Annotated in this window: 7 protein-coding genes; 4 read left to right on the top strand and 3 right to left on the bottom strand. The window is 72.3% G+C overall.

Translation table 11 applies throughout. The features are described 5' to 3' along the window. Nucleotides 1–21 precede the first annotated feature (21 nt). The 3 genes from JT723_RS17445 to JT723_RS17435 all read left to right on the top strand — a co-directional run bounded on the left by JT723_RS17445 (nt 22) and on the right by JT723_RS17435 (nt 3,234). A complete protein-coding gene (locus JT723_RS17445; protein WP_205045564.1) occupies nt 22–225 on the top strand; it encodes a hypothetical protein in 204 nt (67 codons plus the stop codon). 216 nt (nt 226–441) lie between these two features. Continuing rightward, nucleotides 442–933: a hypothetical protein gene (locus tag JT723_RS17440; protein WP_205045563.1), complete on the top strand. Its 492-nt coding sequence runs from the start codon at nt 442–444 to the stop codon at nt 931–933. A 165-nt stretch (nt 934–1,098) separates the two neighbouring features. After that, nucleotides 1,099–3,234 (top strand): SpoIIE family protein phosphatase, encoded by a 2,136-nt coding sequence (locus tag JT723_RS17435; RefSeq protein ID WP_205045562.1) that lies wholly within the window; start codon nt 1,099–1,101, stop codon nt 3,232–3,234. A 51-nt stretch (nt 3,235–3,285) separates the two neighbouring features. On the opposite strand, the gene JT723_RS17430 is transcribed toward JT723_RS17435, so the two are convergent. Then, nucleotides 3,286–4,776, bottom strand: a complete 1,491-nt coding sequence (locus JT723_RS17430) for a M6 family metallopeptidase (protein WP_205045561.1) — start codon at nt 4,774–4,776, stop codon at nt 3,286–3,288. Nucleotides 4,777–5,131: 355 nt separating this feature from the next. Here JT723_RS17430 and JT723_RS17425 point away from each other — a divergent pair, with 355 nt between their 5' ends. Continuing rightward, complete coding sequence (locus JT723_RS17425) at nt 5,132–6,529, top strand: NADP-dependent succinic semialdehyde dehydrogenase (RefSeq protein ID WP_205045560.1); 1,398 nt, start codon at nt 5,132–5,134, stop codon at nt 6,527–6,529. 117 nt (nt 6,530–6,646) lie between these two features. Here the strand turns inward: JT723_RS17425 and JT723_RS17420 are convergent, their stop codons facing one another. Both JT723_RS17420 and JT723_RS17415 read right to left on the bottom strand, forming a co-directional pair. After that, nucleotides 6,647–9,934: a discoidin domain-containing protein gene (locus JT723_RS17420; RefSeq protein WP_205045559.1), complete on the bottom strand. Its 3,288-nt coding sequence runs from the start codon at nt 9,932–9,934 to the stop codon at nt 6,647–6,649. A gap of 123 nt (nt 9,935–10,057) precedes the next feature. Further along, on the bottom strand, nt 10,058–12,199 hold the full coding sequence (locus JT723_RS17415) for a discoidin domain-containing protein (RefSeq protein WP_205045636.1): 2,142 nt from the start codon (nt 12,197–12,199) through the stop codon (nt 10,058–10,060). Nucleotides 12,200–12,299 lie beyond the last annotated feature (100 nt).

Here is a 12,299-nt window from a genome sequence, read left to right as displayed (position 1 = left end):
CCGCAGCGGAAGGAGCCGGCCGTGCCGGACGACTGGGAACGCCTGCAGGAACCTGGCCTGGTGCACGTGGTGGTCACCGCACGTGACGCGACCAGCGCCTACCGTGTCTTCGACGCCCTGGTCGAGCGCTTCGCCGCCGTCGACCCGCCGGCGTGGCTGACCGCGCCGCCGGGCCTGGTGGCCTTCGCCGTGCTCACTCCGACCCGGGGCGCCGACCACCGGTGAGGGCGGCCCCACCCGAACGGTCCCACCGGCGCGGGTCCGTAGCGCCGCGGCCAACGCGGCCTGCCCGTGCGGCAGTTCAGCGCACCGGCGGTGGGGTGCGGCGGCCGGGCGGGCGGTCGCCGGCGCGCGGCGGGGGCGGCTCCGTCGGATACCGGAAGGGTGCCGGCCGCGACGTTGGAGCGGTCATGGGACCGCCCCCGGCACGGGGAGAGACGTATGCGCGCCGGGCTCATATCCGCAGCCGCCCTGGCCGTGGCCGCGCTCGCCGCCGCCGCACCCGCGGCGGCCGCCGCCGACGGCCCGCGTTTCACCGCGACCCCGGCCACGGCCGCCCCCGGCGACACCGTCACTCTGCGTGCCTTCGGGTGTGCGGGTCCCGCGACGGCCTCGGCCCCCGGCCTGTTCGGCACCGTGGCGCTCGGCCCGGGCGAAGGGCAGGGGCAGGAGCTGGAGCAGGTCGCCACGGTCACCGTCGGCCGGTACGCGGCGCCCGGCGTACGCCATGACGTCGCCTTCGGGTGCGACGGGGGGCAGGGGACGATACCCGTGGCCGTCGAGGAGCGGGGCGCCCCGGCGCCCGGCACCGTGCGGACCGGGCTGGGCGGGGGCGTGACCGGCCCCGGCTCGGTGAAGGCGGTGGCCGTGGCGGCGCTCGTCGGGGCGACGGGCCTGGTCGTGGTGCGCCGCCGGCGTACCGCCGTGCGCTGAGCGCGAAGACGCACCGGCGCGAACCCGCACCACCGCAGCCGGGACCGGACACCGCCGCCGGGGCATAATGGCTCTAATGGCCCCAAATCATGCCGAAGCCTTCCCGATGGTCCGCCTCGCGGAAGCGGCCCGATGACCGCAGGTCCGACCCCCCGGAGCCAGTGCATGACAGTGCGTAAGCGACCGGTCCGCAGTGGTTACGACCCCAGGATCGGCCCCGTCCTCGGATTGGACCGGCCTCCGGAGTCGGAGATCGGCCCGGGGGAGCGGCTTGCCCTGAACGGCATGGGCAGCTTCGACTGGAACCTCGACCGGGGCACCCTCGAGCTGGACGCCGCGGGTCTGAAGGTCTTCGACCTGCGGCCGGAGGAGTTCGACTCGCGTCCGGAGTCGCTGGTGCTGCGGGTCTCGCCCGAGGAGGGCGTGCGGCTGGACTACGCGCTCAGGGCCGCGATCCAGGCGGGTCACCGCAGCTACGGAGGGTACTTCCGGATCACCCGCAGGGACGGCGCCAAGCAGTGGACGCACACCCAGGGCACGATCCTGCGCGACCAGCGGGGCAACCCGTACCGCATCGTCGGCATCGTCAGGGACGCCACCGACGAGCTGACCCAGGCGCCCGAGGTGCAGCCCGCCCCGCCGGCGGAGGAGCGGCAGAGCCTCGCCCCGATCGTCCGGCTGACCACCGAGGCGCTGTCCCGTGCGGTGACCGTCGAGGACATCACCGCGGTGCTGACCGGCGCGGGCGGCATGGAGCGCTTCGGCGCCGACGGGCTGGCGCTGGCGCTGATCGAGGGCGGCAAGCTGCGCTACATCGGGGTCAGCGGTGTCGCGGCCCCCCTGGGCGGGCTGCCGCCCACCCGCTTCGACGGGACGCTGCCGCTGGGCGAGGCGGTCATGACCCAGCAGCCCAAGTTCGTGCACTCCCTGACCGAGCTGGCGGAGCAGTACCCGGCCTGTGTGGCCTTCGTGACGGGTCTGACGGGCCTCGGCCTTGAGGCGGCGGCCTTCCTGCCGCTGGTCGCCCAGGGCCGCTCCATCGGCGGCTTCTCGCTCTTCTACCGCTCGGGTGACGTCTTCACCCACGACCACCGCGAGCTGTGTGCGGCGCTCGCGGCGATCGTGGCGCAGTCCCTGCAGCGGGCCATGCTCTTCGACCGGGAGCGGGAGTTCGCCACCGGGCTGCAGTCGGCGATGCTGCCGCGGGACATACCGCGGGTCGAGGGCGCCGGTGTCGCGGTGCGCTACCACGCGGCCTCCAGCGGCCGTGAGGTCGGCGGCGACTGGTACGACGTGGTGGCGCTGCCGCAGAACCGGGTGGGCCTGGTCGTCGGCGACGTGCAGGGGCACGACACGCATGCGGCGGCCGTCATGGGGCAGCTGCGGATCGCGCTGCGCGCCTACGCGGCCGAGGGCCACCCGCCGTCGACGGTGCTGGCCAGGGCCTCCCGCTTCCTCGCCGAGCTGGACACCGAGCGCTTCGCGACCTGCGCCTACGCCGAGGTGGACCTGGCCGGCGGCTCGGTCAGGGCGGCCAGGGCCGGCCACCTCGGGCCGCTGGTGCGGCACACCGACGGGCGTACCGGCTGGCCCAACGTGCGCGGCGGGCTGCCGCTGGGCCTGGCCACCGCGGTCGACCTGCACGAATTCCCCGAGACCCGGCTTGACCTGGTGCCCGGTGAGACCCTGGTGTTCTGCACCGACGGGCTCGTCGAGGAGCGCGGTCTGGACATCACCGTCGGCATGGAGGCGCTGGCCGAGGCGGTGCGGGACGGCCCCGAGCACCACGAGGACCTGGCCGACCACCTCGCGGACAACCTGTGGGAGCGCTGGGGCTCGCAGGACGACGTGGCGCTGCTGATCCTGCGCCGCGACCCCGACCCGGGCACCTCGGGGGCGCCGCGCATGCACTCCTACGTCCACCAGGCCGACCCCGAGGGGCTGGCCGACGCGCGGCTCGCGCTGCGCCAGACGCTGGAGGCCTGGGAGCTGCCGGAGCTGGCCGACGACGTCGAGGTCGCCGCGGGCGAGCTGCTGGTCAACGTGCTGCTGCACACCGAGGGCGGTGCGGTGCTGACCCTCGAGGTGCTGCCGGAGCCGGTGCGCCGGGTGCGGCTGACCGTGCAGGACCGCTCCAGCGTGTGGCCGCGCCGGCGCTCGCCGGGCGAGGCCGCCACTTCGGGGCGCGGGCTGCTGATGATCGACGCGCTGGCCACCCACTGGGGTGTCGAGCCGCGCGGCGACGGCAAGGCGGTCTGGTGCGAGTTCGGCCCGGAGACCCAGCGCAGCCTGCTCGGCTGACCCGTCCCCGCCGCCGGCCCCGGGCGGGCCGGCGGCGGGGACGGGGCGGGGTCAGCTGACGTCCAGCGCCACGTCGTCGATGACGAAGGACGTCTGCAGCTTCGAGCCCTCGGTCCCGGTGAACTTCACCGTGACCGTCTGGCCCGCGTAGGCGCTCAGCGAGAAGGACCGCTGGGCGAAGCCGGACGCCGCGTTGACGTTGCTGTACGTCGCGAGCGTGCCCAGCACCGTGCCGGAGGAGTTCAGCACCTGCGCCTTGAGCGTGTCGTACACCGTCGAGCCGGTCTCCGCGGTGTCGATGTGCAGCCAGAAGCTCAACTGGGCCGCGCAGCCCGCCGGGATGGTGACCGACTGGGCGAGGGTGTCGGTGGTCGCGGTGCCGTAGCCGTCGAGCCACGCCTTGTACGAGCCGCTGTGCGCGGCCTCGCCGCTGTCGTTGTTGATGACGCCGCTGGTCGCCGACCAGGAGGAGGTGCCCGACTCGAAGCCGGGGTTGGCGATCAGCTGGCGGGCGGTGCAGGTGGTGCCGCCCGTGGTGCCGCCGGTGGTGGGCGGCGGGGTGGTGGTGCTGCCGGAACCCGCCAGCCAGGCTGTCGCGTTGAGCGCCAGCGCCGCGTCGGTGCCGGCCGGGTCGTTCCAGCCGTCGTAGAGTGTGTTGCCGGACTGGCCGGTGCCGTCGTCGACCGGTGAGCTGTCGCCCCAGATGGCGACCCGGCCGCTGCCGAAGGTGCTGGTGGCGAAGAAGGCGCCGCTGTTGCCTGACGAACCGGTGCGGTAGAGCAGGCCCTTGACGTTGGGGTTGTCGGTCGGCTTGAGGGTGAAGGTGGTGCCGTCCCGCAGGATGCTGCCGGTGACGGTGCCGAAGGGGCCGTGCAGCACCGGGTCGGAACTGCTGCTGATCGCCCGGGGGTTGTCGGTGCTGATGTCCAGCAGGTCGACGGAGAAGCCGAACGGGTCGGTGTTGTCGACGCCGTTGTTGGTGAGCAGGTCGTTGATCACGCAGGGCGAGTCGCAGCCGTCGTTGTTGCGGTCGCTGTTGTTGTGGTCGGAGATCAGGAACAGGCCGCCGCCGTTCTTGACGAAGGTCATCACCGCGGTCTTCTCCGCGGCGCTGAGCTTCACGTTGGGCTCGGTCAGGACGAAGGTGTCGAAGTTGCTCAGGTCCTGGGCGTTGGAGCTGTTGCCGTAGGTGATGGTCCGCCCGGACGGCAGGGTGTTCAGGCTGTAGCCGCCGGCCTTCTGCAGGGCGACGCCCCAGGAGGAAATGGCGCCGGTCCAGTCGGTCTCGGCGTTCGGTGTGGCGTCCTGGCCCAGCGGGTCGGGCTGGCTGGTGCTGATGATCCAGTCGGCGTTGCCGGCCGTCTCCGCCTTGGTGTTGTCGAACAGCACCCGGTGGGTGCCGGCCGCGGCGGGTACGGCGGCGGCCGACGGTGCGGCCTGTGCGCTGCCGGTGGCGACACCGGCCGCGGCCAGGGCGATCACGCCCAGTGCCGCGGTCGCGCCGAGCGCGATCCTGCTGCGGGACGTACGGGGACCAGGCATCCGTCAACCTCCATGTGGGGGGCGGTGAATTGGGGTGCGGGAAACGATTCTGCGCGCGTAGAACCTGCGGCTGATGTGGCCGGCGTTACCGGCGGGTGAACGCTGCAGGTCAGCTCCTTCCCGGCGGCGGAACACCGGGTACGGGACCACCCGGACGGCGGAACCCTTCCGGGGGCGGGTTGCGCCGGGCGGGTGCCGTGCGCACTCCGGCGGGCGCAGCGCCGGCGCCCGGCGCTGCCGTCCGGGGCAGGATGGCGGCGCAGCCGCATGGACACGGCACGCGCGGGTATCCGCGCCTCGTGGGCGCCCGGCCCGCGAGCCCGCCCGGCCGGCCCGCGGCACGAGGAGGAGCAGCATGCCGATCGCCACCGTGAACCCCGCGACAGGGGAGACGGTCCGTACCTTCGAACCGCTCGACGCAGCCGGCGTCGAGGCGCGGATCGCCGCCGCGCACAGCGCGTTCCGCAGCTGGCGGGAGACCGACTTCGGCACCAGGGCGCGGCTGATGGAGGCCGCGGCCGCCCTGCTCGACAAGGAGCAGGACGACATCGCCCGCACCATGACCACCGAGATGGGCAAGACGCTGGCCGCCGCCCGCGCGGAGGCCGCCAAGTGCGCCAAGGCGATGCGCTGGTACGCCGAGCGCGCCGAGGGCCTGCTCGCCGACGAGCAGCCGCAGGCCGCCGACGTCGAGGACAGCGGCGCCGCCCGGGCGTATGTGCGCTACCGCCCGCTGGGTGTGGTGCTCGCGGTGATGCCCTGGAACTTCCCGCTCTGGCAGGTCGTCAGGTTCGCCGCGCCCGCGCTGATGGCCGGCAACACCGGGCTGCTCAAGCACGCCTCCAACGTCCCGCAGACCGCGCTCTACCTCGGCGAGCTGTTCCACCGGGCGGGCTTCCCCGAGGGCTGTTTCCAGACGCTGCTGGTCGGCTCCGGCGCCATCGAGGGGGTGCTGCGCGACCCGCGGGTGGCCGCGGCGACCCTGACCGGCAGCGAGGGCGCGGGCCGCGCGGTCGCCTCGGTCGCGGGCGACGAGGTCAAGAAGACGGTGCTGGAACTCGGCGGCAGCGACCCCTTCGTGGTGATGCCGTCGGCGGCGGCCGACCTGGACCGGGCGGTCCAGGTCGCGGTCACCGCCCGGGTGCAGAACAACGGCCAGTCCTGCATCGCCGCCAAGCGCTTCATCGTCCACGCGGACGTCTACGACGACTTCGCCGAGCGATTCACCCGGGCGATGAGCGCCCTGCGGGTCGGCGATCCGACGACCCCGTCCACCGACGTCGGCCCGCTGGCCACCGAGCAGGGCAGGGCGGACCTGGAGGAGCTGGTCGAGGACGCGCTCTCCCAGGGGGCGGAGGCGCTGTGCGGCGCCCGCCGCCCCAAGGCGCTGCCGCCGGGCTGGTACTACGAGCCGACCGTGCTCGGCCAGGTCACCGAGGCGATGCGCATCCACCGCGAGGAGGCGTTCGGCCCGGTCGCGACCCTCTACCGGGTGCGGGACCTGGACGAGGCGGTGGCGCTGGCCAACGACACGCCGTTCGGGCTGAGTTCCAACGTGTGGACCACCGACGAGGAGGAGCAGCGGCGCTTCGCTGCCGAACTGCAGGCCGGCGGGGTGTTCTTCAACGGCATGACGGCCTCGCACCCGGCGCTGCCCTTCGGCGGCGTCAAGCGCTCCGGCTACGGCCGCGAGCTGTCCGGCCACGGCATCCGCGAGTTCTGCAACGTCACCACCGTCTGGTACGGACGCTGACCCGGGACGCCATCGCATTGTCATGTACATCTGCCTCCCCACGGGGAGTCGTCTTCACCCATGGGGAGGCAGAATCGGTGGGCGGGCCCGCGGCTCACCGAGCCGCGGGCCCGCGTCTCAGGTGACCGTCCAGACGAAGGTCGCGGTGTCGGCCGCGCCCTTGCCGTCCGAGGCCGTCACGCTGACCGTGCTGGTCCCCTTCGCCTTCGGGGTGCCCGAGACCACCCCGTCGCCGCTGATGGAAAGACCGGCCGGCAGCCCGGTCGCGGTGAAGACCGGGGCGGCGCCGCCCGTCGCCTCGGCCGCGACCGCGAGCCGCACCGCGGTGCCCGCGGGGCTGCTCATGCCGTGCGGGTTGTGCACGGTGACCGAGGCCGCCGCGGTGGCCGCGGCCCCGACGGTCTTCGCGGTCATCGCCGTCGGCACGGTCAGCGTCCCGCTCAGCGGCAGGTTCCGCGACGAGTCGCCGACCATGATCTGGTAACCGCCCGCCGCCGTGGTCCAGTTGTTCCCCGCGGTGTTCCAGTACGCCAGGTCGTGCGCGGTCACCGTGAAGGTCACCTTCGCACTGGCGCCCGGCTGCAGGTCCACCCGTTGGAAGCCCTTGAGCTGCTTGGCGGGCTCACCGGTGGACGCCGGGTCGCCGACGTACAGCTGGGCGATCTCTGCGCCGGCCCTGCTGCCGGTGTTGGTGACCGTCGCGCTCACCGTGGCATTGCCGCTGCCGTCGAGCGCGCCCACCTGCAGCCCGGAGAAGCCGAAGGTGGTGTACGACAGGCCGAACCCGAACGGGAACAGCGGCGCGATGTTCTGCGCGTCGTACCACCGGTAGCCGACCTTGAGGCCCTCGCTGTACTGCACGTTGCCGTTGCCCGGCCACTGTGCCGTGGTGTGCGCCGGCACGTCGCCCAGCGAGGCGGGGAAGGTCACCGGCAGCTTGCCCGACGGGTTGACGTCGCCGAACAGCAGCGCGGCAAGGGAGTTGCCGACCTCCTGGCCCGCGTACCACTCCTCGACGACGCCCTTGACCTGCCCGAGCCACGGCATGGTCACCGCGGAACCGGTGTTGAGCACCACGACGGTGTTCGGGTTGGCCGCCGCGACCTGCTGGACCAGCTGGTTCTGCGTACCCGGCAGGTCGATGCTGCTCAGGTCGGCGCCCTCGTTCTCGCCGTAGCCGACGCAGACCACCGCCACGCTCGCAGAACGCGCGGCGTTCACCGCCGCGTTGACGTCGGTGCCGTCGTTGTACGTCACCGTGGCCCCGGCGCCCGCCCTGGCCTTGATCGCGTCGATCGGCGCCTTCGTACCCGAACTCGTCGCGGTGGCGCTTCCGCCGCCGACGCTGCGCACCCCGGCGCCGCCGTCCGGGCCGATCACCGCGATCGAGGTCGCGTTCGCGCCCGACAGCGGCAGCACACCGCTGTTCTTGAGCAGCACCGAGCCCTGCTCGGCGACCTGGCGGGCCGTCGCCTGGTGCGCGACGCTGGTCACCACCGAGTCGCGGTTGCCGGTCTTGACCTTCTCGAAGATCCCGAACGCGAACATCTGCGTCAGCACCCGGCTGACCATCGTGTTCAGCGTCGCCTGGCTGACCGTGCCGTTGGCGAGCGCCTGCGCGAGGAAGTCGGCGTAGAAGTAGCCGCCCGGCATCTCCATGGTCATGCCGTTGTTGGCCGCGTCCACCGTGGAGTGCGCGCCGCCCCAGTCGCTGGTGACGAAGCCGCCGAAACCGGCCTGCTGGTAGAGGGCGTTGTTGAGCAGGTTCGCGTTCTGGCAGGCGTAGACGCCGTTGACGGTGGAGTAGGCGCACATCACCGAGGCCGAGGCGCCCTTGCTCACTGCCGCCTGGAAGGCCGGGAAGTAGATCTCCTGCAGGGTGCGCTGGTCGACGATGGCGTTGTCCTGCGGCCCGTTGCGGTTGGTCTCCTGGTTGTAGACCGCCACGTGCTTGGCCTGCGCCATCACGCCCTGGCTCTGGATGCCCTGGATGCTCGCGGTGGCCATCTGGGCGCTCAGGTACGGGTCCTCGCTGTAGGTCTCGAAGGCCCGGCCCCAGCGCGGGTCGCGGACGATGTTCATCGTCGGGCCGAGCGCCACGTCCGCGCCCTTGCCGGCGAACTCGGCGCCGGCGACCGTGCCGTAGCTCTTCTGCAGTGCGGTGTCCCACGTCGCGGCCGAGGAGACCGCCGAGGGCAGCTGGGTCACCCCGCCGAAGCCGTCGCCGACGCCGCTGGGGCCGTCGTGGAAGCCCATGGCCGGGATGCACAGCGACGGGATGGCCGCGGTGTCGCCGATGTAGGGCGAGCTGGCGCCGGTGCCGTGCAGCATCTGGATCTTCTGCGCCTGCGTCATCTGCGCCAGCAGCTGCGCGACCCGGGTGGCCACCGGGGCGGTCGAACCCACCCACGGGCAGTCGCCGTTGCCGCCGCCGGGCGGCGTCGTGGCGTCACCGGGAGTCAGCACGGTGAAGTCCCATAGCGAGTAGCCCCACTGCGTGGCCCTTGCGGTGCCGTACATCCGCACATAGCGGCCGTTGGCGGTGAAGGAGTGCTTCTCGGTGCCGCCGGTGCCCGCCGTCGTGGAGTACACGGTCGTCCAGCTGCTGCCGTTGTCCGACACCTGGATCTGGAAGGCGGTCGCGTAGGCCGCCTCCCACGTCAGGCTGACCCCGCAGATGTCCTGCGCGGAGCCCAGGTCGACCTGGACCCACTGCGGGTCGGACGCGGCGCTGGACCAGCGGGTGCCCGGGTCGCCGTCGAAGGCCGCGGACGCCGGGGTGCCCGCGTTCTCCGTCGAGGACGCGGTCGCCGGCTTGCCGACGGCCGCCGTGGTGTTGCCGCACGCGGCGGGCTGGGTGCCGGAGCCGCCCCAGACCTGGAACTCCCACAGCGAGTAGCCGTACTGCGTGGCGCGGGCGGTGCCGTACATCCGCACATAGCGCCCGGTGCCGCTGACGGTGAGGGTCTGGGTGCCGCCCGAGCCGGTCGTGGTGGTGTAGACGTCGGTCCAGGAACTGGCGTTGTCCGAGACCTGGATGCGGAAGCCGGACGCGTACGCCGTCTCCCAGTTCAGCACGACCTTGCTGATCGGCTGCGAGGAGCCGAGGTCGACCTGCAGCCACTGCGGGTCGCCGAAGGCGCTGGACCAGCGGGTGCCGGTGTTGCCGTCGACGGCGGCGGATGCGGGGGTGCCGGCGTTCTCGGTGGAGGAGGCGGTGGCCGTCTTGCCCTGCGAGAGCAGCACCGGGTCGGCGGCCCGGGCGATCCGCGGTGTGGCCACCAGGGCCAGCGCGACGACCAGGACGAAGCCGATGACGGCGGCCAGCCGGGACTGGGCGGCGGTCAGCCGCCGCCGCCTCAGGGGTGGGGGAGGTGGGGAGGTGCCGAACGAGGCTTGCAGCATGGGAGTTCGCCTCTCTCGCCCGGCGCCCGCGGGCGGCCCGGCGGTGTGGGGGGGCGGTGGAGGAGCGAGGGCGGATGCCCGGGTCCCGAGCTGCGGGGACCCGGGCATCCGGGAGGTGCTGCCTTACTGCGAGACGCGCACGTAGTCGACCAGCATGCGCTGCGGGAAGACCGTGCTGGCGTCCGGTGCGCCGGGCCAGTCACCGCCCACCGCGTTGTTGAGGATGATGTAGAACGGGTGGTCGTACACCCACGGACCCCGGGTGGACTCCACCGTCGCCTTGTCCGCGGTGAAGAAGGCGTGGCCGTCCACCGAGAAGGTCATGTGGCTGGAGTCCCAGTCCACGGCGTAGGTGTGGAAGTCGTTCGCGAAGTCCGAGCCCGCCAGGGTGTAGGGCGAGCCGTAGCCGTTGCCGCCGTTGTAGGCCGGCGCGTGCAGGGTGGAGTAGACCGAGTCCGGGACCTTGCCGACGTGCTCCATGATGTCGATCTCACCGGAGTTGGGCCACGGCGTGCCGGTCTTGAAGTTGGAGCCCAGCATCCAGAACGCGGGCCACAGGCCCTGGGTGCCGGACACCTTGATCCGCGCCTCGACGTGGCCGTAGGTGAAGTTGAAGTGGTCGGAGGTGTTGATCCGGCCCGAGGTGTACTGGTGGCCCTCGACGTTCTCCTTCCTGGCCTCGATCACCAGGTTGCCGTTGCCGTCCATCGTGGTGTTGTCGCCGTTGGTGTAGTACTCCAGCTCGCCGTTCTGGCCGCCGCCGATGTCCTGGGTCCACTTGCCGGTGTCCGGCTTGGTGCCCGCGGCCCCGTTGAACTCGTCGCTCCACACCAGGTGTTCGGGGTTGCCCGGGTTCGGCGGGGTGGCCGGCGGCGCGGTGGGGTTGCCGCCGGTGCCGTACACGTCGAAGGTCCACAGCGAGTAGCCGTAGCCGTTGCTGCGCGCGGTGCCGTACATCCGCACGTAGCGCCCGTTGCCGTCCACGGTCAGGGTCTCCTTGAAGCCCTTGCCCGTGGTGGTGGAGTAGATGCTGGTCCAGTTGGTGCCGTCCGCGGACGTCTGGATCTGGTACGCCGTCGCGTAGGCCGGGTCCCACTGCAGGACGACCTTGGTGATGTGGGCGGTCGCGCCGAGGTCGACCGCGATCCAGCCCGGGTCCACCCAGCCGTTGACGTCGCTGGTCGCCCAGCGGGTCGCCGGGTCCTCGTCGAAGGCCTTGGACGGGGTGCAGCCGACGCAGCTGTTGGCGTTCTGGTAGGTCGAGGAGGTGGCCGGTTTGTTGTACGACAGCAGGGTCTCGCCGCCGGTGGGGGGAGTGGTGGTCCCGCCGGTCGTCCCGCCGGTCGTGGTCCCGGTGGTGCTGCCGCTGCCGCCGGTGAAGACCTGGAACTCCCACAGCGAGTAGCCGTACTGGGTGGCGCGCTGGGTGCCGTACATCCGCACGTAGCGCCCGGTGCCGGTCAGCGTGATCAGCTCGGTGGCGCCGGGACCGGTGGTGGTGGAGTACGCGTTGGTCCAGCTGGTGCCGTTGTCCGAGACCTGGATCTGGTAGGCCTTGGCGTAGGCGGTTTCCCAACTGAGCTGCACACCGCAGATGTTCTGCGACGAGCCCAGGTCGACCTGCAGCCACTGCGGGTCGGCCGCGGCGCTCGACCAGCGGGTGCCGTTGTTGCCGTCCACCGCGGAGGAGGCCGGGGTGCCGGCGTTCTCGGTGGAGGAGGCGGTCGCGGTCTTGTTCAGTGCCGCGTTCGTGGTGCTGCAGGCGGCGTTGCCGGTGCCGGTGCTGCCGTAGACCTGGAACTCCCAGAGCGAGACTCCCCATTGGGTGGCCCGCTGGGTCGTGTAGATCCGGACATAGCGCCCGGAACCGTTTACGGAAAGTGTCTCGTTGCCACCGGTCGCGGTGGTGGTGGAGTACACGTTCGTCCAGCTGGTGCCGTTCGCCGAGACCTGGATCTGGTAGGCCTTGGCGTAGGCGGTCTCCCAGTTCAGCGTGACCTGGGTGACGTCGGAGGTCGCGCCGAGGTCGACCTGCAGCCACTGCGGGTCGGCGGCCGCGCTGGACCAGCGGGTGCCGGTGTTGCCGTCCACCGCGGAGGAGGCTGGGGTGCCGGCGTTCTCGGTGGAGGAGGCGGTCGCGGTCTTGCCCTGCGAGAGCAGGCTGCCCGCGGCCTTGGCCTGGCTCTGGGTGACCGCCAGCGCGAACGCCGCGAGCGCGGCCGCGACGAAGGCGAAGACGAGGGAACGCGGTATGCGTCTGGACAGAGGTGGGGGGTTGCCGGTCACGGCGTCTCCTGGGTGCGTGTGAGAGCGCTCTCTGGTTGCTGCGATGATTACGGCGCTGTTGCTGACACGTCAAGAAAGT

The organism is Actinacidiphila bryophytorum (genome assembly GCF_016916835.1).
In the GTDB taxonomy this organism is placed as follows: domain Bacteria; phylum Actinomycetota; class Actinomycetes; order Streptomycetales; family Streptomycetaceae; genus Actinacidiphila; species Actinacidiphila bryophytorum.
This window is presented reverse-complemented; position numbering and strand designations above follow the sequence as displayed.

Excerpts from the sequence above, each read along its gene's own strand:
- JT723_RS17440 (WP_205045563.1), top strand. The coding sequence starts at position 442 with ATGCGCGCCGGGCTCATATCCGCAGCCGCCCTGGCCGTGGCCGCGCTC.
- JT723_RS17435 (WP_205045562.1), top strand. The coding sequence starts at position 1,099 with ATGACAGTGCGTAAGCGACCGGTCCGCAGTGGTTACGACCCCAGGATC.
- JT723_RS17430 (WP_205045561.1), bottom strand. The coding sequence starts at position 4,776 with ATGCCTGGTCCCCGTACGTCCCGCAGCAGGATCGCGCTCGGCGCGACC.
- JT723_RS17425 (WP_205045560.1), top strand. The coding sequence starts at position 5,132 with ATGCCGATCGCCACCGTGAACCCCGCGACAGGGGAGACGGTCCGTACC.
- JT723_RS17420 (WP_205045559.1), bottom strand. The coding sequence starts at position 9,934 with ATGCTGCAAGCCTCGTTCGGCACCTCCCCACCTCCCCCACCCCTGAGG.